Raw genomic sequence first — 26,542 nt, 5'->3', positions numbered from 1 at the left:
ATTATTTTCAGCCCAGAGCAAGCAGATATGGCTGAGGGATATTGTTATGAAGATAAACATCGCACTTAACTCCTTGGCTAAGCGCGATGTTCAAGTATCAAGAGAACTAAAGCATGAGTAAATGTGCTCAGTGGCTTAATCAATGACTTTTACTGATAGGCGATTTTTAAATTCAAACACATGTTCTGGACACACATCCAAACAACGGCCACAGCTAATGCAGTTTTGATCCATAACTCGACGATCTCCCTCTTTCAAAGGCTGCCGAAGCACTTCTGGTTCTGGGCAAACGTAAAAGCAATCCATGCATTTGGTGCAATCTTCGCGCCGAACAGCAGTAACGCGCAACAGGCTTTTTCGGCCTATCACGCCATAGGTAGCCCCCAGTGGACATAAGTGCCCACACCACCCATGCTCAACCAAGAGTAAATCCAACACAAACACTAGGGCGATCAACACCCAACCTGCGCCCATACCAAACACCAACCCGCGATGCAGTGCCGCCACTGGATCTAACCATGTCCAAAGAATCTCGCCAGATAGCGCACTGCCCAACATCAAAACAGGGATCAGCCAATAACGAATCACGGGAGACCAACGATAGCTCGCTTTAATGTTGAGCTTTCGACGCAACCACGCCGCCAAGTCTGTCACGATGTTCAACGGGCACACCCAAGCACAAAATGCGCGCGGCGCCAAAATCGCGTAAAACGCAACGACAATCACTACGCCTAACAACGCATTAAACTCCGGAACATGCCCTGTCGCCAAAGCTTGAAGCACAATTAACGGGTCACTTAACGGCACGGTATCGAGCAACATACTTGATGACAGATTACCAGTTAGAATTCCCAGCGTCGGCCCAGCCATAAACAGCGCAATGATGGTGAACTGACATAACCGACGTAAAATCAAAAACCGATGCGCGCGCCACCAACCAAGCTTTTCAAGCGCTTCTTTGCCAGCATTTTGAGCTAAGTTCTTTGCCATTACTTACCTCCTTTTAGCGATTCAAGCGCACCTTCCGGCACAGGCGTCTCACTAGGGAGGATATTTTCGAGTGGTTTGTCGATCTCTTTCCAACCAAAATTGTAGTGGCTGCCCACTTTGCCTTTCGCCAAATCCGTCGGGACGACTTTAATAGCAGCGACATCCAACACGCACGCTTGTTCACACTTACCGCATCCGGTACACACTTCGGAATTCACTGTAGGGATAAGTTTGGCATGATAGCCAGTTCGATCGTTGTGAACCATCTCTAACGTGATGGCTTCATCAATCAGCGGACAAACGCGATAACAAACGTCGCATCGTAACCCTTGCCAGTTAAGGCAAGTTTCATGGTCAATAAGAACCGCTGTACCCATTCGAGCATCATCAATATCGGTTAGTTTCGGATCCAACGCCCCACTCGGACAAGCGACAACACAAGGAATGTCTTCGCACATTTCGCAGGGAATATCGCGTGCAGTAAAGTAAGGTGAGCCAGTCGCGACGGGTGAAAGTAATGTCGCAAGTTTCAGGGTATCGTAAGGACATGCCTGAACACACAAGCCACATCGAATACAAGTTGATTCGAAATCGCCTTCCGGCAATGCACCAGGCGGACGAATAGGCACACCTTTGGTTTCTCGAGCTTGGCTTTGTAGCGATTGTAAGCCCAATACACACGCAGCTGCGCCAACACCAGCCGCAGTTCGAGCTGTATCACGCAAAAATCGGCGCCGACTTTGCGATATTTTAGACTGAGAGGATTTCATGCTATTCCTCAACAAAACTCCCTTATCAAGTTAAGCATAAATAGCCCTAAACGTGTCGTTTCCCTATACCTCATAGGAGGTAACTCCATCCTCTATTGATTCAAGTCAACTGACACACAGTGCCGTCGTCACAGTTTGACTAAATGCGTTTATTTACTGCGACATGAAATTCACCACTATACTCTGCAGTACGCGCTATTCTCAGTACAATAATTCAACAGCTTTGCAATCTACTCGTTCAATTCGATGACAAATCACTACTAAAAATTCAAAAAAAGACATCATAACAAGCTAATTTAAAAGGTATTTATCCATTAAACATAAAAAAACACTATCCAAATAAGAAAACTGTGGTTAGATTAAAAATTAAAACTAAAAAGCGAAGGAGAGAGGCATGGAAATTATCGTACGTCCAACGACCGTCGAAGACGCAGCGGCACTCGTAGAAATCTATTCACAACCAAAAGCACAACGTGAAACCCTGCAACTCCCAAAGCCTTCGCTCGCGATGTGGGTGGAAAGATTGTCAAACATACCTGATGGTGTTTATAGCTATATCGCTGAAATTGATGGTAAAGTCGTCGGAAATATTGGCTTTCACCACTCTCTACGTCCAAGAACGATGCACACGGCATCGTTTGGCATCGGAGTACATGATAGTTTCCATGGACTCGGTATTGGTAGCAAATTGATAGAAACAGTCACTGAACTAGCAGATAACTGGTTAAATGTGAGAAGAATTCAAATAGAGGTCAATGCCGATAACGACGCCGCCATTGGGCTTTATAAAAAGCATGGATTTCAAATTGAGGGTGAAGCGATTGACGGTTCCTTCCGTGATGGTGAATTCATCAATACCTATTACATGGCGCGCATCAGACCAGGCCAAAGATAAAACAAAGCCTCCTACTAATTGGAGGCTTTTCTTTTTAAACTTCGACTCACTTTCGTAAGTAAGCCAACGCTCTGCGAGTTAATGCTTCTGTGTAGGGATTGATCTTCCAGTGGTCGGGACTCCAACCTTTCACAAAGCGCTGAAAGTCTGCCCAAGCCACAGCAAACAAAGGACGCCATTCACGCTCGACTTCATTAGGGTCAAGATTCGGTTGATAGACCATTAGCGCGTGTTGCAACTGAGCAAAATACGTATCCAAAACCCAAACTTCCATCTCTGCACAACGTTCTGGCTTAACGGCGCTACTCATAAACAGTACCACATCTTTCATTGCACACCCACATCCAACGTATTGAAAGTCAACCGCAGCAACGCTTGATTCTTCTTCATCAAAACAGAAGTTCGCCAATTTGGCATCACCGTGTACTAGTGTTTTAAACTTAGCTTGCGAAAGCGTTTGATCAATCAATTGAGCCGCATTTTGTAGCTCAGTGTCTTGCAATGCTTCAAGCTCGTCGGGTCTGGTTGCTAAGTGCCAGTATGTTCCGGTATGCCACAACTTATCCGAACGAACATCGATGTATCGCGCATGAAAGTTCGCCAACCAAGTGAGGCAGGCTTGTAGATGCTCTAGCTGTGCATCTGTGATGACTTTTGGAAAGCCCACCTCGGCGAGATCTTCCATCACAATGAGCCATTCATTCTCCGATTGGAACGTTTTTAGACCTTGTGGTACTCGGCAGCGAGTATCCACCCCTCCGGAAAAATACTCATACCAATTCACTTCCACCTGATAAGAGTGCAACTTTCTTTGATGAGAACGGTCCGTATTCCAGCCTCTAGGATGCTCTGAAGGCTTAGGGAGTTTTACATGCTTAATGATCACCGAACGAGTAGAATAAGTAGCTCGGACTAACTCCCCATAACCTCCCCATAGCGATTGTATGACTTCTACAGAGCGGTAAATACCGAGATTGAGTTCCTGGCCAATAGTTTGGTAGCGTTGGTGGTTGTTACTCATCATGCGAGCAGATGTGACCACGTTTGGTTCTTCTCCATGTAGTGAATAACATATGGGCAAACTGGTTTGATTTGATAACCGAGTGACTCAATTTCTGGCAACACCGCTTCCATCATCACTTTTCCGTACCCCTTACCTCGCAGTGCTTCAGGAACAACCGTTGATGTAATGTGCATGACATTACCCTCAAGCTGGTAAATCACCTTGGCTTTATAGCCCTGCTCTAAATCAACCCAGAATGTACTATTCGTGGCTTCATGAGTTACTTTATGCATATCTTGCTCTCTAATTTTTGTTACAGATTGATTGAATCAAACTATATCACTGAATAAAATCGATACCATGCGAGAGTGCTGCTTCGCCTCACGCGATTACGTTCTTACATCAGGTACGACAATTATAATGAGAAATATGAGCCCAATTGCCAGAGACGGCAAGCTACCTCTGCAAAGCAAGAAGGCACCAGAACGTCAGGCAAGTACATTAAATAGCACCGATGCAATGGCAATGGTCGAACATGGCAGTGAAGTGAGCTTAAACGTCACCACCCCCGTTGGTACAAAGTTTATTACAACCAGCACATTTGTTGGCTGTCACTCAAATAATACTGCATTGATAGAGGTTCCGAACATCTCCGATGAAGACTTGAAGTTCTATTTTCAAGAAGGCTTTTGGATCAATGTAAAAGCCTACTCTCATCGAGGTGAAGGGGCCGTTATCCCATTTCGGGCCCAATTACAGCATCGACTAGGCGATCCGTACCCAATTTTGGTGCTAGACCTACCCAACACTATGCAGGTCTTTCAGCTTCGCAAAGAAGTGCGTTACGAAGTAAATTTGAGAGCGCGCGTTTGTTTAGAAGCCTATCGAACTGAATGCGAAATAAGAGATTTATCTCGTAGTGGCTGTCGTTTTGTAACATCACCAATGAGCCGGCCACTTCAGGTTGGTGACCACGTTTCATTGGATCTAACGATGCCCGGAGAGAGTCGTATGCTAGCGCCATTGCGAGGTCGTATTTGTAATTTACAAAAATCAACGCACTATGCTCGCTACGGAATGGAGTTTGATGAGGTTGGTAAAAACAACGCTAAAAACCTCCTCAGTCACCTCAAATTTGATGGTACTAAGCTCACACTAAAAAGATAGATTTGATAACCCCTATCGCTTATCAAGAAGCTTTGAAGTGCTAGAAAACAAGAAACCCCTTACTTTTCAGTAAGGGGTTTTTATTTACTAAGAATAAGGCAGTATCTTAGATAAGAGTCATGACTTAGAAGTCGTAACGTAGACCTAGCGCTAGCTCATCTTTTTCATCAGCGCCTTCGTTATCCATTAGATCGAAGTTGTATGATGCGTAGCCACGGAAGTTAGGCTTGAAGTAGTAAGTTACATCAACAGCTAGGTTTTCTACAGTATCTGCGTCTTCTAGTTCACCTTTGTTGAACGTAGAAGTGAATACAGTTTGACCCATAGTGTAAGCAGCGGCTAGTTCGTAGCCTTTGTAATCAAAAGTCTTACCTGCAACATCCATATCCGCGCCAGTGTAGTTACCAGCGAAGTAGAAGTCACCTACAGAGTATGCAGCTACCAGCATGAACTCATCGCTGTCGTTTTGATCTGCGTAACCAGCACCTAGTTCAAAACCAGTGTTAGCAAACGCGTAAACACCAGATAGAGAGAAGCCATCTTCCTCGTTGTCTGTAAAGCCTTGTGCATCTGTTGTGCGATCAGCAAAACGGTAGCTAGCGCGTACAGCTAGTTGCTCGAATTGGCCTTTGTAAGACAGCATGTTATCTGTACGGTCAGAAACAGGCAGTTTAAGTGCTGCTGTGTTACCGTGGTAAGCCATAATATCAGTAAAGTCAGTAAGAACCACTAGTGCGCCGTCGTTTTTACCGTAAGTTACTTCACCGTATTTGCCACCCAGCCCCGCATAAGCGTAACGAGTTTCAAGACTGTCTGTCTCACCAACTTTGTTACCTTTAGAATCAAATACATCATAAGTTTCAGTTACAAACTCACCTTCCCAAAAACCAACGCCGTATAGGTTTTCATTGATTTCCTGTTTGCCTAGGAAGTTAAGACGGATGCGAGTACGGTCTTCTGCCTTACCATCCATCATAGAAAGACGCGCTTCAGCGCGGCCGCCCATCTCAAGAGAAGTGCCATCTTGGTTGTATAGTTCTGAAGCGACAACTTGAGATCCTGATGCCATTAGCGCCACTGCTACAGCTAAAGTTTTTAATTTCATTTTTATTTTCCATATCATTGTTTTATATGTGTTTTCTCACCAGAAAAACAGGACTTTTCTGTACCAACGAGAAAACTGGCGGCATAGTAGCAGCTGTTATTTTTCACGCAACGTGTTGAATAAACAGCGCTTATAGAAGAAAACACCACTTAAAATGACGATATGAATACCTCTCAACCATCAAGTTATCGGTTGAGTTAAAAAAAATGTTCGCGTCAAAAAAAAATTGACGAAAAAAATGTAAAAACAATATCACAAAACGTGACATTGCCCGCAAAAAAATCTTGTTAACTAACTGTTTTAGATAGACTTATTGATAATAAATCCGATTATTACAAACAAAAAAATCCCTGAGCATTCACTCAGGGATTTAGAGATTTGATAAGTAGATGATGAATTAAAGCTTAAAGAAACTTAATTGCTCTTTCTGCTTCTCTGCAAGTAATGAAAGCTCAGTACTCGCACTTGCACTCTGGCTGATGCCCGCTACATTTTGGTTTACAAGCTCCGACATGTTAACCACGTTGCGATTGATATCTTGAGTAACTTGAGACTGCTCTTCGGCTGCGGTTGCTACTTGCGTGTTTGAATCGTTGATGTTGGCGACCGACTCGGTAATTCCAACCAACGCTTCATTCGCTTGTTGCGTCAGCTCGTTGTTGCGGCTAAGCATATCAAGGCTGACTTGCATACTGTCATTCGCCAGCCCAGACTGCGCTTGAAGCTCTTCAATGATCGTTTGGATCTCTTGTGTCGAGTCTTGAGTACGCGCTGCTAGCATGCGTACTTCATCAGCTACTACCGCAAAACCACGACCAGACTCACCAGCTCGCGCCGCTTCAATCGCAGCATTCAATGCTAGCAAGTTGGTCTGCTCAGATACGCCGCGAATCACTTCAATAACATCGTTGATCTGTACAGATTGCTCTTTTAGACGCAAAACAACTTGCGCTGCATCGTTCAATGCTTGAGACATTTGCGCACTTGCTTCCGCACTTTCTTGGAAGATAGCCAAACCTGATTGAGCAAGTCCATCAGCTTCACGCGCTGTTGCGTCAGCAGAGGTCGCGTTATCACTCACATTATTCGCAGTACTTGCAAGCTCGTTAACCGCAGATGCAACTTGCTCGATCTCCGCCAACTCTTGTTGAGCGTTCGCTTCCGCTTGCGTCATTACTGCAGCTAATTCGGTCGATGCAGATGCAACTTCCTCACTAATACGGGTTAACTGGTCCACAGTGTTGTATAACTGCTCTGCGGTTTGGTTTACATCTTTGCTCAGCTTAGAGATCTCATTGTCCCCATCGACATCTGCACGTACTGATAGATTACCCATTGCTAACTGACGCATCACTTCTTGCAGCTTTTGGATTGGTGTAACAATCATGCCAGATAGGAACCAAGCGCCTATCAATGAGAAAGCAAATACCGCTAAAACCGTCAACATAGCGTTATTTTGCACACGCTCATTTTGCTGATGGCTTCTGATAGTAGATTGTTCAGCTTGCTCGTTTACATGCTTTGATAGCGTGTTAATTTGTTGGACCATTTCTCGGCCAACATTGCGATACTCTTTGACAAATGCACGGTACTCGCTATCCGATTTCAAACCTTGATCGTATTGGTTGAAGAAAGCAACTGAGCGCTCTGAATATCGCACATAGGATTCAATTGCTTGGCGAACTTTAATGGCATCGTCACGGAATAGGTTTCGGGCTTCAATTGCGCTTAAATCGGCATCAACTTGCTTTAAGCCTTCTTTCAATTCGGTTAGAAAATTCTCACGACGAGAAGCATCGTAAATAGCGTAAACCGCGCTTATGCGCAGAGGGTAAATTTGGTCGTCAATACTCGCCAATGTGTCTTTGTGAAAAACCAAAGATTCTTGGTTGGAAGCAATAACATCTTGCTCTGCTTGAAGATTGTTTTTAGTAATCCAAAGAGCAATAAACAAAACAATCGCGGTAAATAATACCGGAACCAAAATTTGCGTTCGTACTGACAAATTTTTCAGTGATAACTGCATGACAGGGCCTCAGTTGTATGCGTGATGTCTATATCCAAACAAACTCGAGCAGTGCCTATAACAACGTTACTTTTCGGCAGTTTGAATATCTATGCTTCCTTGCGACGGGATAAATCCCAGACGAATAAACAAGTGGCGAATATTAGAGGTCGATCACACTTTTGTCTAGTACAAAAACTCTCCATTTTCAATCTGTTATTGACAATATCCCGACAGTGGCGTCGGGATATTGTCGTTATGATAAATTATGATCACTTATGATGAGATACATTCACATTTAGGACGGTTTCAGCCTATTTTCTCAACGAATTGAGCTTAGCTTGAGCAAGGCCAAAAATGGTATCGATTGGATAAGAGCCTTCATCGGTTGGCTCACCAGCAACTTTCCCCGTAAACAATTCGATAGCTTCAGTAACATGGTCAATCGCCCAAATATTAAACTCGCCTTTTTCGACTGCTTTCACGATGTCGGAACGAAGCATTAGATTGTGAACATTAGAGCGCGGAATAATGACCCCCTGCCCGTCATGACGACCTTTAATTACACACACATCATAAAAGCCTTCGATCTTTTCGTTTACGCCACCAATAGGCTGAGCTTGACCAAATTGATTCATCGACCCTGTTATCGCAATGTCTTGTCGGTTTGGTTGCTTTGAAAAAGCAGACACAACCGCACATAACTCAGCCATGCTGGCACTATCACCATCAACACCACCATAAGATTGCTCAAAGGTAATGGTGGTCGTTAATGGCACTCGTGCCGTTTTACCAAATACGGAAGATAAGTAGGCAGACAAAATCATCACGCCCTTAGAGTGAATACTGCCACCCAAATCCACGCTGCGCTCGATATCGATAACATCCCCATCACCGTAACACGTCGTCGCTGTGATGCGATTCGGTGCACCAAACATGTAGTCACTAGTGCTCAATACCGAAAGTGCGTTGACTTGGCCTACGGCTTCTCCTTCGGTGCGAATCAGCGTTGTGCCGTTAATAAAGGTTTCCATTACGTTATCGCGTAATCGGCTGACTCGCATTTCTTGGTTATTGAGCGCCTCTTCAACATGCCCAATACGAATCATGTTGGAGTTGGCTTGACGAGCTACGTAGTTCGACTCTCGAAGCAAGTTGGCGATATTAGCCGAATGTAGAGATAGCTTGGATTGGTCGCCAGACAAACGTGAGCTGTATTCGATGATTCGAGCAATGGCTTTGCGATCGCAATGCAACATATTGTTGTCATGCACCACGCTAGAGATAAAGCGCGCGTAATGCAGCTCAGACTCCGGCGTACGTTTCATTTCGTCTTCGAAATCTGCCGTCACACGGAACAACTCGCTGAACTCTGGATCGTAATGTTGGAGTAATTGGTAAGTTCGGTAATCACCAAATAAGATAATTTTGATATCAAGCGGAATCGGTTCAGGATCGAGTGATACCGCCCCCGTCAATGTGACTTCTTTTTCTAGAGACGTAAAACTCAATTGACGAGCACGCAATGCGCGCTTCAAACCATCCCAAACGTAAGGCTGTTCAAGTACTTTCTGAGCATCCATTAATAGAACGCCGCCATTCGCCTTATGCAAGCTCCCTGCGCGAATCAGCGAGAAGTCGGTAAACACCGTTCCCTTGAAAGTGGCAGTCTCAATCGACCCGAAGAGTGAATGATAGTTGGGATTTTCTTCAACAACGATAGGAAATTCGCTGCTTTTACGGCTTACCAAGACGTTCACTTTATAACGACGTGGCAATTTTTTATCCAAGGATGCCGTCGCAATTTCGCCTTGCTCGCCACTTTGGTCAAGGAAGATATCTGCGTTTTCAACAATATCTTTTTGCAGCTCAGTTAAGTAGGTTTTGATTTCGGAATATTGCGCGTAATCCACTTTGAGTTTTTTGATGAAGTGAGTAATCACATCAAGCGTCACTTCATCATTGAGCTTTTTGATTTTATCGCTGTATGTCTCTTCCCACTCCGTAAGCTCACGAACCATCGAGCGCAATCGCACTTCGAGTTCATCAATAGCATCGCTGAATTGCTCTTGTTCTTTTTTGCTTAGTACATCAAAAGACTCTTCCGTATGAAGCTCATCACCGTTCATGGCGACAAACTGATAATCCCCCTGTGTAGTCAGTGTTAGGCTGATGCCTTTTTCTTTTGCCTCTCGGCTAATACGATCCAGCTCGTTTTGTTGCTTAGCTGCCAATTGATTTTTTAATCGCTCAGCGCGGCTAAAGTACATTTCATTGTCGAATGCTAGGGGTAAAGCATTCAATAATTTGCCCATTAAAGCTTCAATATCAACACGTAGCTTATTTCCGATACCACAAGGCAGCTTTAATACCTTTGGTGTACGGGTATCCTCAAAGTTCGCAACGTAACACCAATCAAACAGGGCTGCTGCATCGTGCTGGTGACGATTCAGATAGCGCAAGATCATGGTGCGTTTACCTAGCCCATTCTGACCAATGGCGTAGATGTTATACCCTTTCTCTTTGATGGACATCGCAAACTCGACCGCTTTTTGCGCGCGCTCTTGGCCCACGATTTCATCAATTGGAGGTAACTCCTTGGTCGACTTACATGGCATATTCTCTAGATCTGCTACAGAATATAGCTGCTTAGCTTCCAATCTTAGTATTGCCATATCCACTTCCTTTTTTCTTATTTTCGTTATTTGAGTGTAGAGATTATTTGCTTAATTTTAAGTGATTTACCTTCCACCCTAGATTGATTGGACATTTTATGAACACATAAGTGATATTAACACGCACTTGCAATTGATAATCAATTTCATTTAATATCTAAACAAATCAAATGTTGTGGAGATGGATATGAATATTGAGCAATGCTGGATGCGCTACTTAAAAGCGGAGCAACTGATGGAACAAGGCCATTGGCCAGAAGCTCATCGTTTATATGACGACGTGCTCAACAATCTACCCAACCACATTCATCTAGCGCTAGAAAATGCACAAACTAAACCTTGCCAGTTTGTATGTCTCATTACGGGGCTTAGAGATGCCAGCGTGACGCAATCAGAGATTCTCAACAAACTCGGCTTACAGCATGATGCGTTCTCAATACTCAATCAAACTTACGCGCTATTTCAATTTTTGCAGCTAGAGAGCCATGAACTGATTGAGCGCGTAGGTCACCTACTTGGTCAACAGAGCGAAGACTTGTTAGCTCACATGGCGGCATTTTGCTCTGCCCAACGTAATGCTCAATGGATGATAGAACTCGAGCACGTAACGCGCGCGCATGAGCAGTTCTTACATTTGCAAGCAATGAGTTCGGCAAAATCTTCGCCTTCTCACCTGTATAATTAATCTAAAGCTCAAGCATTGAGGACAACTAGGTTTGTGCTGTCCATTACTTGAGTATCATTTGCTTTATCAACCACAAGGATCTGTGATGTCTTCTAAAACCATTCTTTCGGTGAACAACCTATCAGTCAGCTTTACGACAAACGATGGTATCGTCGATGCAGTAAAGAATGTTAGCTTCGATTTAAAAGCAGGCGAGACGCTGTCCATCGTTGGCGAATCTGGCTCTGGCAAGTCAGTATCAACCAATGCACTGATGAAACTACTGCCAGACAACGCTATTTTGCATGAAAGCTCATCCATCATGTTTGAGGGTAGCTCCATCTTGGATAAAACAGAGCGTGAAATGCAAAGTATTCGCGGTGATCGCATTGGCATGATTTTTCAAGAGCCGATGACCTCACTAAACCCGTACATGCGGGTGGGTATCCAAGTCGCTGAGGCCATCATGTGTCACCGCCCGGTCGACAAACGAACAGCAAAAGCAAAGGTGTTAGAGCTGTTTGAATTGGTTCATATGCCAAACCCAGAAAAAGCGTACAACAAGTACCCACACGAATTTTCTGGTGGTCAATTGCAACGTATCATGATTGCGATGGCACTGATTAACGAGCCCGATATTTTGATCGCCGACGAACCAACAACGGCGTTGGATGTCACGGTTCAAGCAGAAGTGTTGCACCTGATTAAAGAAATTCAGGCTCAGATGGGCATGGCAATCCTATTTATTACTCATGACTTAGGCGTCGTAAAACACTTTGCAGACCGTGTCATTGTGATGTGTAAAGGAGAAGTCGTCGAAGAAGGCGAAACACAAACACTCTTCAAGGACCCAAAGCACGAATACACACGTATGCTAATCAATTCGATTCCTAAAGGCAGTAAGGAGCCTATTAGCGAAAGTGCTACGCAGCTGTTAAAGGCTGACGATATACGAGTCAAATTCTTGGTAAAGTCGCATTTTATTGCGAGCAAGAATGAGTACTTCGAAGCGGTAAAAGGCATTTCTCTTGAGCTTAAACAAGGAGAGACCCTCGGGATCGTTGGGGAGTCCGGTTCAGGTAAGTCTACACTCGGCCGAGCTTTGATAGGTCTACTGCCCTCAACTGGCAAAATAGAATATAAAGGCCAAGATATGGCCTTGCTGACAAACAAAGAACGTTTTGAGCTGAAAAAAGACGTTCAGATGGTATTCCAAGACCCTTATGGTTCGCTTTCTCCTCGTATGACTATCGGCGAGATCATCACTGAAGGATTAACTGTCCACCAGCCAATGTTGAGTAAAAAAGACCGTATGCAGAAAGCACGCGACGTGCTTCGAGAGGTTCGCTTAGATCCCGCGTCCATCAACCGTTATCCACACGAGTTTTCGGGAGGCCAGCGTCAGCGTATTGCTATCGCGCGAGCACTGATCCTTGAACCTTCGTTTATTTTGCTTGATGAGCCAACCTCTGCATTAGACCGCTCGGTGCAACTGACAGTGATTGACCTTCTGAAAGATTTGCAGAAAAAACACAATATTGGCTACTTGTTTATTAGCCACGATCTATCAGTAGTTAAAGCACTCTCTGATCGTGTTCTAGTCATGCAAAAGGGCGAGGTCATGGAACAAGGTACGGCCGAAAAGATTTTCCAAAACCCTAAAAATGACTACACGAAAAAACTGATAGATGCCTCATTTGATCTTGAAAACAGTGAAAATCAGCACAATGCGGCTTAGGTTCATCACAGTTTCATATTCATAAACTAGGATTAAGAAAAGGTGATAAATTCATCTTGTCTTAAGAATGGCGTAGCTGCCTTTCGGTTTGGCCGCCGAGACTGGTTGGTTCAAGGGTCAGACTTAGTCAACCTGGCTCAAATACTGGCAAACAGTATGAATTGAGTTCCCCCAACCATGAAAAATGCCGCGACACTGTCGCGGCATTTTTTTATTCTCAGAAGTTTCTAACAACTAGGGCATTAAATCGACTCAATACCCATATTATGTAACGTAAATGCATACACGTCTGTGGTGAGGTCAATTTGCTTACTCAGCGGCATTCCTGCACCATGACCGGCATTAACATCAATGCGTATCAATACTGGATTAGCGCCTTGCTGTTTGTCTTGCAGCTCCGCAATAAATTTGTACGAATGTGCTGGCACAACTCGGTCGTCGTGATCAGCAGTTGTCACCAAGGTAGCAGGATATTGCACGCCTTCTTTTACATTGTGAACAGGAGAGTAACCAAGCAAGTATTGGAACATCGCTTCACTTTGCTCCGACGTGCCATAGTCATACTTCCAGCCTTCTCCAGAAGTAAACGTGTGATAACGCAGCATATCAAGCACGCCAACCGCAGGCAGCGCGACTTTGAATAGTTCAGGGCGTTGCGTCATACACGCTCCAACTAACAAACCACCATTAGAACCACCGCGAATCGCTAGGCGATCCGAGCTAGTGTAGTCGTTTTCAATCAGGTATTCCGCCGCCGCAATAAAGTCATCAAACACGTTTTGCTTTTGCTGCTGAGTGCCTGCGTTGTGCCAGGCTTTACCGTATTCACCGCCGCCTCGCATGTTGGCGACAGCATATATACCCCCCAACTCTAGCCAGTTGGCTACATTGCCAGAAAACATTGGAGTAAGGCTGATGTTAAAACCGCCGTAACCATACAACATGGTTGGTGCTCTACCATCAAGTGCAATGCCCTTCTTGTATGAGATGATCATCGGAACTTGCGTGCCGTCTTTTGAGGTGTAAAACACCTGTTTTGATTCATACTCATTACGATCGAACGGTGCCTTTGATTCCTGAAACAGTGTCGATTCACCAGATTCGACATCAAATGAGAAAATCGTCGGAGGCGTCACGTAGTTAGTGAATGTGTAATAAAGTGTGGTTTCTTCTTTTTTACCCGCCAGACCATAAGCCGTGCCTTCTCCCGGCAATTGTACATCTCGAATCCACTCACCTTGGTAGTTAAACTGCTGCACTTTAGAAAGCACATCTACCATATAAGTCGTAAACAGATAACCGCCACCTTTGCTGATTTCTAACGGCTGTTCTTGTTCAGCAATCACGTCAGCCCATTGTTCTGTCTGAGTGTTGTAGCTGACAACTTTGCCATTCGGCGCGTCTAGGTTGGTGTAAAGCAGCAAGGTTGCGTCTTGGCTATCAATTAAGTAGGTGTCTCCTTGCGTTGTCTCGCGCAGCGTCACAATTGCCTGTAACTCAGACTGTAAATCAATATAAAACAGACGATTACCCGATGTAGATTCTGCGCCAGAGATAATGAGGAAGCGATCATCTGTCGTCGTCGTACCAGACACATAACGATGAACTTGCGTATCCAACTCACCGAAAATCACTTTATCTTCAGATTGAGGTGTACCAAGTTCATGATAATAAAGCTTGTGATGCTCAGTTCGAGCAGACAACTCGCTGCCTTGCGGCTTATCGTAGCTTGAGTAATAGAAGCCTTTGCTGCCCAGCCAAGAAATCGACGTAAACTTCGCATCAACAATCTCAGGCTCTAGCTGTTCTTTGGTTTCCGTATCAATGACAAAGATCTTACGCCAATCACTGCCCCCTTCCGAGATGGAATACGCGACCAAACGGTAGTCTTTAGAGAAGCTGACTTCGCCAAGAGAGGTCGTGCCCTCTTCGGAGAAAGTATTTGGATCAAGGAAAACCTCGGCTTCTCCCTCGCCTTTACGTCGATACAATACGCTTTGGTTTTGCAAACCGTCGTTTTTGTAGAAGTAGGTGTAGTCACCACGAACAAATGGCTGGGAATATTTTTCGTAGTTTTGACTCTTCGCCACTAAGTCACGGATTTGTTGGCGGTACGGTATCTGACCAAGGAAATCGAAGGTGACCGAATTTTGACCCGAAACCCATTGAGCGGTTTCTTCACTGCGATCATCTTCTAACCAGCGATAAGGGTCGGTAATGTCGTGACCAAAATAAGTGTCCACGACAGAATCTTTACGTGTTTTTGGGTAATGCATAACGTCCGTGTTACTCCGTTGTTTTTATTAAGTTGTTTATCTTCAATCGTTTTATTGCGGTGATTACCTTAGAGCACCCTATTTTGATTTCAACGACATTGTTTTAAATCTATGAAGAACCTAGAAATAATGAGATATCGTTAAGTATCGGTCACGAATGTGCTCAATAAGCAGCTTCACTTTGTTCGGTGGTTGACGAGTAAACGGATACACCGCGTAGATACCCAACTTTTTACCTACTAATTCAGGAAAAATATCCACCAGTTGACCATTACGAATATCGTGATACACCAAACAGCGCGGGACGTAAGCAATACCATGGCCGCCCAGAGCGGCTTTACGTAATGCGGTCGCGTTATCAGTAGAAAAGCAGCCCGATACTTTGACGATGTAATTGCCATCTTCTCCTTTAAACTCCCAATCCGTTGCACCTGTGGTTTGGTAAGCGTATTGCAGACAATTGTGCGTGGTGAGATCAATCGGCTCGATCGGTTTCCCATTTTTCGCAATATAAGAAGGTGACGCGCATACCACCCATTGGGAATCGAGAATATGTCGTGCGATCAAACTAGAGTCGGCTAAGTAGCCAGTTCGAATGACTAAATCGTAACCATCAGCCACTAAATCGACAAAGCGATTATCCAATGACATGTCCACGGTCAGACCCGGATGAAGGTTACAAAATTCGGCAACAGCATCAGCAAGTATCAAATCTCCAGAGATACACGGCACGGACATTTTTATATGACCGCTCACATTCTCTCCAAAGCCTGCAACAGCATCCATAGCTTCCTGAGTGGCCTGCTTCACATTTTTAGCACTGTGGAGTAACACCTTACCTGCCTCGGTCAAGGTTAATTTGCGCGTTGTTCGATATAATAGCTGAGCCCCTATTTCTTCCTCCAACCTCGCCATTCTTTTGCTAACTACCGAATTTGTAAGGTTATTTGCCTCTGCAACCTTACTAAAGCTGCCAAGTTCGATTACTTGAGAAAATAGGATTAAGTCGTCTGCTCTCATACCATTATGTCACTTTTGGAATTAATTATTTTCATTATTTCCCTATATCAACAAAAAATAAAGGAGTAAATTCACGCCAAATTAACAAAACCATTACAACAAAAAGTCACCTCTACAGCGGATTGACACCGTTCGAGAAGTCAGCGTACGAAGGATGTACAAATGAGTGAAACCCTACTTGCCCTAGTGGCATTTTCGCCAATTGTTGTTGCCGCCATCTTATTGGTTGGTCTCAACTGGCCTGCTAAAAAAGCCATGCCTGTTGCGTTCGGTCTAACCGTCGCTATCGCACTTATGTTTTGGGATATGTCAGCCAATCGCGTACTGGCTTCCGTATTCCAAGGACTCGGCATTACTGTCTCTGTTCTATGGATCGTGTTTGGTGCCATCTTCTTGCTCAACACTTTAAAACACACTGGAGCGATCACCACAATCCGTAATGGATTTACCGATATTTCGGCTGACCGCCGTGTACAAGCCATCATCATTGCTTGGTGCTTTGGCTCGTTCATTGAAGGCGCATCTGGGTTCGGTACCCCGGCAGCAATCGCTGCACCACTGCTGGTTGCAATCGGCTTCCCTGCGCTAGCCGCTGTCCTAATGGGCATGATGATTCAGTCTACGCCTGTTTCATTCGGCGCGGTAGGCACGCCTATCATCGTAGGTGTAAACAAAGGTTTAGACACCCATAACATCAGTGAGTCGTTGGCCGCACAAGGTGCAACGTGGGAAATGTACCTGCAAGATATCACAGCGCACGTTGCTGTCATTCACGCAGTCGTAGGTACGATGATCCCGGTATTAATGGCGATGATGTTAACACGTTTCTTCGGCAAGAACAGAAGCTGGAGTGAAGGCCTGGATATTCTACCATTTGCGTTATTCGCTGGTGTCTCTTTCACCGTTCCATACGCGTTAACCGGCGTATTCTTGGGCGCAGAGTTCCCTTCACTTATCGGTGGTTTGGTTGGTCTGTCTATCGTTGTTACCGCAGCGAAAAAAGGCTTCTTAGTACCAAAGACTAAGTGGGATTTCGAAAGCGAAGACAAATGGCCTGCAGAGTGGTTAGGTTCGCTAAAAGTCGATCTAAACGACAATCCGGGCAAGCCAATGAGCATCGTAAAAGCTTGGGTTCCATATGTAATGCTGGCAGTTATTCTCGTCGCAAGCCGCGTAAGCCCAGAACTGAAAGGCTTTGTACAAAGCGTAAGTTTGTCGTTCAGCAACATTCTTGGTGAGACTGGCGTTAGCGCTGCGATTCAGCCGTTATACCTTCCTGGTGGCATTCTGGTGTTTGTCGCACTACTTGCTGCAATGTTACAAAGCGGCAGCGTAAAGCCATTGCGTGAAGCATTTGGCGAGTCAAGCAAAACACTGATTGGGGCGGGTTTTGTCTTGGTATTTACCATTCCGATGGTTCGTATCTTTATCAACTCAGGCATCAACGGTGCTGACCTAGCAAGTATGCCCGTCACAACCGCAAACTTCGCCTCTGACCTTGTTGGTTCTGCGTTCCCAGCGCTGAGTGCCACCGTTGGTGCACTGGGTGCGTTCATCGCTGGCTCAAACACGGTATCAAATATGATGTTCAGCCAGTTCCAATTCGAAGTGGCACAAACGTTGTCTATTTCGAGCGTGATTGTTGTATCACTCCAAGCCGTCGGTGCTGCCGCAGGTAACATGATTGCGATTCACAACGTTGTTGCCGCATCAGCCACGGTAGGTTTGCTTGGTCGAGAAGGCGCAACATTGCGTAAGACGATTATCCCTACGTTCTACTACATTGTAATGACAGGCATTATTGGATTGGTGCTGATTTATGGCTTCCAAATGACAGATGTCTTAATGAAGTAACGCGAAATGCAGGGTTTACAGCCCTGCCTAATTTGACACAGCTGTCTGCACTACTACCCCGACATGTTGATTTAGCTTGCTACATCAATTCCCCCGACAGCTGTGTCACCCTTTCCAGTTTGCATAACTGATTGAGTGATTTAATAAAATTTTTCAACCAATTATGTAAATGGGTTACCAACATCACCGATTCAAACGTAAGTGAACCATAGGTAACTATACTCATTTTGATGTCTTCACTGCTTTGCGATGAAGACTCAACGAAAGAGCAAATTGCTCCACAACTTTGCTTAGAATAACCGCTAGGACACCATTATGATTATCTCAGCTTCTACTGACTACCGCGCTGCCGCGAAAGCCAAGCTTCCCCCGTTTCTATTCCATTATATTGATGGCGGCTCATACGACGAACGCACGCTGAAGCGTAATACTGACGATTTAGGTGATGTCGCTCTTCGCCAACGCGTCCTACGCGATATGACAGATTTGAGCCTCGAAACCGAGATCTTCGGTGAGAAACTGGCAATGCCAATCGCGCTAGCTCCTGTTGGTCTAACTGGTATGTACGCGCGCCGAGGCGAGGTGCAAGCAGCAAAAGCAGCCGAGAAAAAAGGCATCCCATTTACTATGTCGACTGTTTCAGTTTGTCCGATTGAAGAAGTCGCACCTGCAATTGAACGTCCAATGTGGTTCCAGCTTTACGTGCTTAAAGACCGTGGCTTTATGAAAAACGTACTTGAGCGTGCAAAAGCAGCAGGCGTAACAACGCTGGTGTTTACCGTTGATATGCCAGTTCCTGGCGCACGTTACCGTGACATGCACTCAGGTATGAGTGGTCCTAACGCGGCCATGCGTCGTGTATTCCAGGCGATGCGCCACCCAAGCTGGGCGCTGGATGTGGGTCTACTTGGTAAACCGCACGACTTAGGTAACATCTCAACTTATCGTGGCGAACCAACAAAGCTAGAAGATTACATCGGCTGGTTAGGCGCAAACTTCGACCCTTCTATCTCCTGGAAAGATCTTGAGTGGATTCGTGATTTTTGGGATGGCCCAATGGTTATCAAAGGCATTCTAGATGAAGAAGACGCGAAAGATGCGGTACGTTTCGGCGCAGATGGCATTGTGGTATCTAACCATGGTGGCCGTCAGTTAGATGGCGTACTTTCAAGTGCTAAAGCACTACCAAGCATTGCGGATGCGGTAAAAGGTGATCTTAAGATCTTCGTAGACTCTGGTATTCGTACTGGTCTTGATGTCGTTCGTATGCTCGCACTTGGTGCAGACTGTACGCTTCTTGGCCGTTCATTTGTATACGCATTGGCAGCACAAGGCGGAGCAGGCGTTGAAAATCTACTGGATCTGTACGATAAAGAAATGCGTGTAGCAATGACGCTGACTGGCGCTAAGTCTATCGCGGATCTTTCACGCGATTCGCTAGTGAAAATCCCATAATCTTTGCAAGCGAGCAAAACAGAAACGAAAAAACGAGCCAACAGTGGCTCGTTTTTTATTGCTCTTCAACCCGATAATTTGACGAGCAAGCTAGCTAACTTGGTGAACGTACTCGATCACGACTTGGTTTCCGTCGATGAACACGTTACTGATATCGCCATCCACCGTCACACGATTTTGTAAATAAACGGTACCAGATGCAGATAGATCACGCTCCGTCAAAGACGGAATCACCTGACCAGGACGTACATGTAGCTGCTCGCATAGCTGTTTTACAAAACCTAGCGTCAGTGGAGAATTACCACGTAACAAGCCAGAAAACTCGTGTAGACTCAAACCAAGGCGCTTCGCCATTTCCATTTGAGTGATGTGCATTTTGGCTTTTTGTGACATCCAGATGTCGTAGAGCGCGTTTCGATCCAGCTCTGTAAATTCCATATCTGCCTCCGCTAATTCAAGAGCCAATACACTCTCACACTTACTTAAGATAAATGTTAGCGATAAGTCAGAGAAGTTATAATTGATCGTCCAAATATCAACCCTCAATCATTGGTAGCGTACCTCTGAACATGCATGAAGCGGTCGCTCAACAGAACATTGAGGTGACTCTCTTGTCATCGGAAGGAAAAGTCCATCTCGGACGGTTTAGACATAAGTAAATGATTTAAAGGAAATCACTGGGGTGAAGGAGTAATATCTGCTACCTTTCCTTCCATGGTTCACTAGAAATAAGTTACATATGCCACAGTGGTTTACCGAATTACAAAGCTACATTGAAACGTCTCATCAAAATTGGAGTGGGAGCGTCCTTTTCATTACGCTCGCTAGCTTTATAGCTTGGATAGCTTGGCGGCTGATCCGCTCTCGCCTCGCTGCGCTCGTAGAGAAAACACCCTTCCACTGGGATGACATGTTGCTTGATGCGCTAAAAGCGCCAGTCAGTACACTCATTTGGTGTTGGCCAGCAACCGTCTCTATCGGCATCATATTAGAGAGCGAGCTCAACGATAAAATAAACTGGTTAAGTACGCTGAAACTGATTTTAATCATCAGCATCTTCGTATGGACCGTTATGCGGCTCATTACCAATGTTGAAGAGCATGTTCTCGAACAAAAGAACCGAGATGAAACAACAGTACAAGCGATAGCTAAGGTCGCGCGCCTGTTCTTTATTACCGTCGGAATTCTAACCGTAATGCAGGCATTTGGTCTGTCACTATCGGGCCTACTTACCTTCGGTGGTGTTGGTGGTTTGATCGTCGGTTTAGCGGCGAAGGATTTGCTGTCTAACTTTTTTGGAGGTCTTATGATCTACTTCGATCGTCCATTTAAAGTTGGCGATTGGATCCGTTCTCCAGACCGACAAATAGAGGGGACGGTAGAACGCATTGGCTGGCGTATGACCATTATCCGAACTTTCGATAAGCGTCCACTGTATGTGCCAAACTCAGTGTTTAGCAGCATTGTCGTAGAAAACCCATCTCGCATGCTGAACCGACGCATCTACGAAAAAATTGGACTTCGTTACGACGATGCAGAAAAAATGCCGCAAATTATCACCGCGGTAAAAGAAATGCTGAAAAATCACAAAGACATTGATGCACGCCAAACACTTATCGTCAACTTCGATACATTCGGTCCATCATCGTTGCACTTCTTTATCTATACCTTTACTAAAACCGTGAATTGGGTGAGATACCATGAGGTTAAGCAGGACATACTGCTTAAGGTAATCAACATCATTAAAGAACACGATGCAGATATCGCGTTCCCTACTCAGACGCTTAAGCTTGATCCTATACAAATGGTAAAAGCGGAAGAGCAAGAAGATCACGGCTTCTAGTTCTCACCAATACCCAAATAATCAAGCCCGCTGTGTTTAAGCGGGCTTTTTATTTTTCTTCGCATGAAGTGGTTATTGTTGCGTTAACACCATACGTGCATTCAGCGGTTGGATTGGGCGATTGTTTTTCCCCATGACTTCCGAAAAAGATTTTATCTGCTCAGGAGAAATAGTTTGTGCTTCTTTCATCATCAACCAACGCACACCTTCAGAGCATGGTGGTGTCGTTAGTGAGCCGTTAAAGCGGTAGTAGTCTTTATCACTTGGGATAAGGGCATCCGCATCAAATGGAACCTTGATGGTAACATCTTGATCTTTAGTTGGAATGTTAGCTAGCATCTTAGCTAGATCTGGGTTCGCGCCACCCAGTTTAAAGAACACCGCGACAACAGCTAGATGACCTACTTTGTCGGCATGCACAAAGTGTACTTCTAGTGGGTATTCTTTACCGTCCACATGGTTTTCAGATGGCGTATGGAAGTGGAACTGTTTCAACGTAAACTCTTTACCATCAATGGTGAGTGTGTTTTTGCCTTCTAAACCAATCTGTAAAGTGTGACCGTTGTTCAGCAGTGAAATTGCCTTACCTTCGTAGTCGAAATTCAATTTTTCTAGCTTCGCTTCGGTCGCCGATTCAATGTTGATTGGGCTCTGGTTTTGACCTTTCGCGCACTCAGATGCAAACTCACCCCAATGAGCTGGCCCATGGTTTCCCTCGTAGCCCCAGCTTGCTGCATAAGCTGTTCCTGTAAATACCAGTGCCAAACCTAATGTTGTTAGTGACTTCTTCATCATTTTCCTTATTTCTGAAAGTTAAATTCCGTGAGAATAAAGCCATACTAATCTCACAAAATTAAGCAGTGACAGAGTGAAAACTATGATTACAAAAGATTTTTGGAATAGAAGCCTCTAATGATGTAATTGACATGATGCTCAAAATTGAACGTCAACGATTATTGAGTCGGTGTAAGTACCAGCAGGAGGGGTCGTTTGGCTGGTTAGTATCTGCGCGCGATAATTATAATTCTGTGGCGTGATACCATCCGGAATGGAGCCGCCAGTATCGACGTCACTGTGTTCACGACGTTCAGAACTGGTGCCTCCCCAGCGCTCCATCGTTGATGACTTATAGATTTCATACTCCAAATAGTGACCACTAAAAATCATTCGCCGCTGACCGCCGGACGCATTTAGGCCGTCATTCAAGCCAATGGAGAAGGAACTATTCTTGGTACAAGTTAACGATATAACCTGACTGACTGGCTCAAAACCGGCCACTAATGGGGACGAACCAAAATCAATATCTGGCGCCGTGATCATACAATCAGGGGTCACTTCCAACTCAACCGTAATCACGCTTTGAGCGCTGCCATTGGTGCGGCCAATGCATACCCCTAGAACCCCGATCCCCTTACAGTAATCCCAAATCCAGGATACGGTGATTTGGTCTTTATAAGTCCCAGCGGAAAGATTACTACCCACTCCCGTCCGAGCATAAAGCGGAAACTCAGCTTGAGTGCCAAACAACCCGAGTAAATCGAGTAACCCGATTTCAAAAAAATTGTAAGTTTGGCCGAATACATACTCTTGTGAAAGACCTGGATCGCCAAAAATCTGATAGCTGAGCTCCGAACTCGGATCATCCTCATTTAATAGCAAACCATTATTTATGCTGTTAAACGTTGCTGATACGTAGTCGCCACTTAACAAAGACACAAGTGTAGAAAAGTCACACGTAATCCCCGCATGAGGCTGAGCTGAGCTTTGCTGCTGAGAGCTTGAAACAGTAAACGAAGAAACATTGCCAAACAAGATTAAAGGTGTTGCCGCCGTGAGCTGACAAGCCATTGTCGAGAACGAGAAAAAGAGAAGTAGGCTAGCAAGCCAGCGGCGCAAAATCATAGTGCGCCCTCTTCTTCGGCTTTGATACAAACCTGCTCAGGCAATGTTTGTATTTTTTGACTCTCACGCTGATACAACCCCTCAATAAACACTTTACATGGCGGCTGTCCTTGAGGATAAAACTGAATGTAGCGGCCTGGGTCAACGCCTTCAAAGTAGGTAAAACCATCCCAACCAATTTGGCTTGTTAAGCCCGTTTCTGAGCGGCCATATGTACCAATCGGAAGGAACAAATGATTTTCGTCTACCACCGTCATGCTCAGTGCAATTTGTAGCTCTATTGGGAACTCTAACAGGTAGCCGTAGCCCGAATGTATCGAAGCAAACTGCTCTGTCGCAGAAAACGCAGCATTGGCTGGTAAATTAAGTGGATCGATTTCATATTTGGCGGTGTAATACGCCGTAGCCCAAGGAACAAGTAGGTAACCTTCATCGTCTGTCACTCCGACAATTTGATTCTCATATTTAACCGGAATACCTTCAAAACCACTGGTGCTCACTACCGCAAAGCTGTCATACACTTCATTCGCTGGGAATATTTCTCCATCCAACGTAGAGACTGAACCTGCCATTTCCGCAAAATAATCATAGTCGCCACTGGTGCCATTTAACCCCGCTCTGAACTGCGCCCATGACGCACGGTAGGTCAAATCGGCCTGTTTACGGTTTTCTGGGTGTTCGTTAATATCATGCGCTAAATTGACGCCCCATCCACCTCGTATTGGCGCAAGGCGGCTGTAACCCACTCGCCCTCGCACATCGCCATCGTCCTCTCTTTTCAGCGTTAGCCCCGAACTTCCCCCCAAAGAACTGAAAGGTAGAGAGAATTGCGCCAACGTAACACTCTGACCACCAATACTATGGTTGTAAGAAAGGGACATATTGATATTAAAAGGCAGAGCGTAGCTATAAGTAAGGTTTAGGGTACGTGAATCTGAGTCGGATTGTTGAATATCAAAGTACCCACCAGAAAGTGAGCCCCAATCTCCCAAACGGACTCCCATATTGATTTGTGATAGATGGCGCGACGCGAGTGAAGCGTCCTTGCCTTCATCGAGCATTTCATAATTTGGTAAATGAGATAAGGTATAAAAGTCGGCTTGTTCTACTTGAGTTCGAGCAGCGAAGCTAAACAGCCGAGACTGATAACTATAACCTAGCGCATATGAGGTAGATTGATCCTGAAAATTACTCACACGAAACGAGGCATCCACCGTACCCAAGTTGAAAGCATTGGTGACAAAGCCCAGCCCCGCAACGATCAGGTCATCTTTTGCTTCAGCTTGAGCTTCTAATGTTAACCAATCAGTCATGCCATGACGCAGAGCGGTAACCACGCCACCGTCTCCATAGTCGTTAGATGCATTACCGAAATTTTCTCTGATCGCACCAATACTCGCACTGTAAGATGTAAATCCGGTCTTGAGTAGATCGGAAGAGAGAAAAAATGGGCTGGTCATGACCGTTTGCTTACCCTGAGCATCCGTTGCAATTACCGTTGCTTCCCCAGCACCAGAGAGCATTGGAATATCGTTAATAATGAAAGGACCGGGACCAACATTCATTGAGTCAGTTTTAAAGCCATTGATAAACAAATCTAACGTAGTGGGCGCTGTGACTTCACCGTAAAATGCAGGTAACGGCGTCGTCACGACATCCGGACGCATAGAGAAATCATGCGACAACTGAATACCCGCCAGTCTTACTGGTTGGCTCCAAGATAAAGGGCGAACAATATAGTCCCCTACCTCCATACGAATTCGCTTCTCTTGATTGACGTACTCGTAACTCGTATCAAAACGAGTGTACTGGCTGCTTTGCTGGGACTGAACATCGCGATGAAAGTTAGATTTAAATATCCCGGTAGTAGAAAAAACGCCAAACTCAGAAAAGGCTCTGACTTCATGATTTATAGAAACCTCCTTTTGTCGGCTTTCGTTCTCGTACACACCAAATACGTTGTAGTTAAGCAGGCCACCACGCCCAAACTGAGCCGGGGAAAATCGCCCCATATCCTGCGCTGATAAATTCTGCATCGGTAACCAATTAGGCGGTACGTCAATTGCGAGTTGCAATGACGATTGCAAGTAACGCACGTTAACACCTGGGATAGACGTAACCTCAAGTCTCTCTTCGGTTCCAGGCAACGACTTGGCGGTAACCCCAACTGAAATGAGGTCCTCCCGGAGCAAAAAGAACTGATCGCCAACTCGCTCAACTTTCGCAACAAGCCCGGTTGCTCTTTGATTGATCACCAACTCCAGATTGAGGCTAATATTCTCAAACTTTTCTAATGAGAAATTTTCAGGACTCGGTAGCTCAGAGAAGTGGTTTGCTGAATTTGCACAAAGACCAATACTGCTCCACGTTACGCTAAGTAATACCAACCAAAAGAAAGCATTCATTGTATTAAATCTATTCATTATTGCTTCAATGGTATTTGGTAACGTTTACCTCCAATATTCGCGCTCAAACTCAAGGGTCTGACATTACTATGGGGAATAGACCAAACCTTATACTGTTCAGGAAGAATATAGCCAGCTAGTCCATCGGAAATAACGACAGGATCTTTATTTGGTAGATTCAACTGTAAATTCACTAAGCGAACATGGTGTTTTCCTGAATTTTTAATGTGAACAAAACGCTGATTATTTTTCTTAATAAACTGTGCCTGTAAATCATCCCATAATTCACTGTCACGGTTTGGTTTTTGAGTATCAGTCAGCCCTTTCCCGTAAATAAACAAAGGTATCGAGTAACGCATTCGGACTTTTACAGCGAGTTCATTTTCCGTCAATTCTGTTTGAGGGTTTTGAGTTGGCGGTAATTCATCTATGATCACTCGGTATGCATACTCCTTACCCGCAGAGGCCTCATCTTGGTTGATGATGCGGATTAACTGCTTTTCACCTGGTTCAATTTTGACAAACGGAGGGGTTGCAATTAACTGGCTTTGATTTGAATAACTATCTTCTCCTTCGTTTTGTTCCCACTTAAAAATTCTCACCTGTAAATAAGAATCAACACTGCCTTTATTTACCATCCAAAGTGATGTTGCATTACTCTCCTCTGATATTTTGGGGTAAATCGGCCAAATTAATAATGAGTTAGCATTGGCATTTGAGAAAAAAACAAAAAGGAAGGTTATTAATAATAGTTTTTTGAGTATGAATTCCATTT

At 44.8% G+C, this 26,542-nt stretch carries 21 protein-coding genes; 7 read left to right on the top strand and 14 right to left on the bottom strand.

The annotated features are described in order from the left end of the window. Positions 1 to 135: 135 nt before the first annotated feature. On the bottom strand, positions 136 to 990 hold the full coding sequence (gene napH, locus R7P69_RS01815; protein WP_238952489.1) for a quinol dehydrogenase ferredoxin subunit NapH: 855 nt from the start codon (positions 988 to 990) through the stop codon (positions 136 to 138). Then, positions 990 to 1,760, bottom strand: coding sequence for a ferredoxin-type protein NapG (gene napG / locus R7P69_RS01810; protein WP_149191635.1), 771 nt, complete (start codon positions 1,758 to 1,760; stop codon positions 990 to 992). The genes napH and napG overlap by 1 nt, the downstream gene beginning before the upstream one ends. Before the next feature lie 394 nt (positions 1,761 to 2,154). Between napG and R7P69_RS01805 the strand changes: the two genes are divergently transcribed. After that, on the top strand, positions 2,155 to 2,655 hold the full coding sequence (locus tag R7P69_RS01805; protein WP_104980143.1) for a GNAT family N-acetyltransferase: 501 nt from the start codon (positions 2,155 to 2,157) through the stop codon (positions 2,653 to 2,655). A 46-nt stretch (positions 2,656 to 2,701) separates the two neighbouring features. Here R7P69_RS01805 and R7P69_RS01800 read toward each other — a convergent pair whose 3' ends face one another. Together R7P69_RS01800 and R7P69_RS01795 are read right to left on the bottom strand one after the other, a co-directional pair. Beyond that, positions 2,702 to 3,679 (bottom strand): phosphotransferase, encoded by a 978-nt coding sequence (locus R7P69_RS01800; protein WP_104980145.1) that lies wholly within the window; start codon positions 3,677 to 3,679, stop codon positions 2,702 to 2,704. Next, the gene (locus tag R7P69_RS01795; protein ID WP_104980147.1) at positions 3,676 to 3,951 is read right to left on the bottom strand and encodes a GNAT family N-acetyltransferase; all 276 of its coding nucleotides are present in this window, start codon (positions 3,949 to 3,951) and stop codon (positions 3,676 to 3,678) included. The genes R7P69_RS01800 and R7P69_RS01795 overlap by 4 nt, the downstream gene beginning before the upstream one ends. Before the next feature lie 127 nt (positions 3,952 to 4,078). Here R7P69_RS01795 and R7P69_RS01790 point away from each other — a divergent pair, with 127 nt between their 5' ends. After that, positions 4,079 to 4,825 (top strand): flagellar brake protein, encoded by a 747-nt coding sequence (locus tag R7P69_RS01790; RefSeq protein ID WP_042521645.1) that lies wholly within the window; start codon positions 4,079 to 4,081, stop codon positions 4,823 to 4,825. A gap of 124 nt (positions 4,826 to 4,949) precedes the next feature. On the opposite strand, the gene R7P69_RS01785 is transcribed toward R7P69_RS01790, so the two are convergent. From R7P69_RS01785 to R7P69_RS01775, 3 genes are all read right to left on the bottom strand, one after another. Continuing rightward, entirely contained in the window at positions 4,950 to 5,930 is a 981-nt protein-coding gene (locus R7P69_RS01785) for a porin (protein ID WP_042521647.1), read from the bottom strand. A 397-nt stretch (positions 5,931 to 6,327) separates the two neighbouring features. Then, a complete protein-coding gene (locus R7P69_RS01780) occupies positions 6,328 to 7,956 on the bottom strand; it encodes a methyl-accepting chemotaxis protein (protein ID WP_017635484.1) in 1,629 nt (542 codons plus the stop codon). Between the two features lie 293 nt (positions 7,957 to 8,249). Then, positions 8,250 to 10,610 (bottom strand): Lon protease family protein, encoded by a 2,361-nt coding sequence (locus R7P69_RS01775; protein ID WP_005375118.1) that lies wholly within the window; start codon positions 10,608 to 10,610, stop codon positions 8,250 to 8,252. A 187-nt stretch (positions 10,611 to 10,797) separates the two neighbouring features. Between R7P69_RS01775 and R7P69_RS01770 the strand changes: the two genes are divergently transcribed. Both R7P69_RS01770 and R7P69_RS01765 read left to right on the top strand, forming a co-directional pair. Continuing rightward, the gene (locus R7P69_RS01770) at positions 10,798 to 11,295 is read left to right on the top strand and encodes a hypothetical protein (protein ID WP_005375116.1); all 498 of its coding nucleotides are present in this window, start codon (positions 10,798 to 10,800) and stop codon (positions 11,293 to 11,295) included. 85 nt (positions 11,296 to 11,380) lie between these two features. Then, entirely contained in the window at positions 11,381 to 13,012 is a 1,632-nt protein-coding gene (locus tag R7P69_RS01765; protein WP_238952487.1) for an ABC transporter ATP-binding protein, read from the top strand. Positions 13,013 to 13,254: 242 nt separating this feature from the next. Here the strand turns inward: R7P69_RS01765 and R7P69_RS01760 are convergent, their stop codons facing one another. Continuing rightward, complete coding sequence (locus tag R7P69_RS01760; protein ID WP_104980148.1) at positions 13,255 to 15,288, bottom strand: prolyl oligopeptidase family serine peptidase; 2,034 nt, start codon at positions 15,286 to 15,288, stop codon at positions 13,255 to 13,257. Between the two features lie 120 nt (positions 15,289 to 15,408). Continuing rightward, the gene (locus R7P69_RS01755; RefSeq protein WP_005375112.1) at positions 15,409 to 16,308 is read right to left on the bottom strand and encodes a LysR family transcriptional regulator; all 900 of its coding nucleotides are present in this window, start codon (positions 16,306 to 16,308) and stop codon (positions 15,409 to 15,411) included. A 162-nt stretch (positions 16,309 to 16,470) separates the two neighbouring features. On the opposite strand from R7P69_RS01755, the gene R7P69_RS01750 reads away from it, so the two are divergent. Both R7P69_RS01750 and lldD read left to right on the top strand, forming a co-directional pair. After that, the gene (locus R7P69_RS01750; RefSeq protein ID WP_005375111.1) at positions 16,471 to 18,162 is read left to right on the top strand and encodes an L-lactate permease; all 1,692 of its coding nucleotides are present in this window, start codon (positions 16,471 to 16,473) and stop codon (positions 18,160 to 18,162) included. Between the two features lie 315 nt (positions 18,163 to 18,477). Beyond that, positions 18,478 to 19,617 carry an FMN-dependent L-lactate dehydrogenase LldD gene (gene lldD / locus R7P69_RS01745; protein WP_005383962.1) on the top strand — a complete coding sequence of 380 codons (1,140 nt, stop codon included), beginning with the start codon at positions 18,478 to 18,480 and terminating at the stop codon, positions 19,615 to 19,617. Positions 19,618 to 19,707: 90 nt separating this feature from the next. Here the strand turns inward: lldD and R7P69_RS01740 are convergent, their stop codons facing one another. Further along, complete coding sequence (locus R7P69_RS01740) at positions 19,708 to 20,055, bottom strand: helix-turn-helix domain-containing protein (protein WP_005375109.1); 348 nt, start codon at positions 20,053 to 20,055, stop codon at positions 19,708 to 19,710. Positions 20,056 to 20,356: 301 nt separating this feature from the next. Here R7P69_RS01740 and R7P69_RS01735 point away from each other — a divergent pair, with 301 nt between their 5' ends. Further along, positions 20,357 to 21,460: a mechanosensitive ion channel family protein gene (locus tag R7P69_RS01735; RefSeq protein WP_005375107.1), complete on the top strand. Its 1,104-nt coding sequence runs from the start codon at positions 20,357 to 20,359 to the stop codon at positions 21,458 to 21,460. Positions 21,461 to 21,532: 72 nt separating this feature from the next. Here the strand turns inward: R7P69_RS01735 and R7P69_RS01730 are convergent, their stop codons facing one another. The 4 genes from R7P69_RS01730 to R7P69_RS01715 form a co-directional block, all read right to left on the bottom strand. Continuing rightward, positions 21,533 to 22,252 (bottom strand): carbonic anhydrase, encoded by a 720-nt coding sequence (locus tag R7P69_RS01730; RefSeq protein ID WP_238952795.1) that lies wholly within the window; start codon positions 22,250 to 22,252, stop codon positions 21,533 to 21,535. Positions 22,253 to 22,393: 141 nt separating this feature from the next. Continuing rightward, a complete protein-coding gene (locus R7P69_RS01725; protein ID WP_170889973.1) occupies positions 22,394 to 23,362 on the bottom strand; it encodes a spore coat U domain-containing protein in 969 nt (322 codons plus the stop codon). Beyond that, positions 23,359 to 25,785: a fimbria/pilus outer membrane usher protein gene (locus R7P69_RS01720; protein ID WP_373921163.1), complete on the bottom strand. Its 2,427-nt coding sequence runs from the start codon at positions 25,783 to 25,785 to the stop codon at positions 23,359 to 23,361. Before R7P69_RS01720 ends, R7P69_RS01725 begins: the two co-directional genes overlap by 4 nt. Further along, complete coding sequence (locus R7P69_RS01715; RefSeq protein WP_238952486.1) at positions 25,785 to 26,540, bottom strand: molecular chaperone; 756 nt, start codon at positions 26,538 to 26,540, stop codon at positions 25,785 to 25,787. Before R7P69_RS01715 ends, R7P69_RS01720 begins: the two co-directional genes overlap by 1 nt. Between the last annotated feature and the right edge of the window lie 2 nt (positions 26,541 to 26,542).

The organism is Vibrio sp. 661 (genome assembly GCF_033339315.1).
In the GTDB taxonomy this organism is placed as follows: domain Bacteria; phylum Pseudomonadota; class Gammaproteobacteria; order Enterobacterales; family Vibrionaceae; genus Vibrio; species Vibrio alginolyticus.
This window is presented reverse-complemented; position numbering and strand designations above follow the sequence as displayed.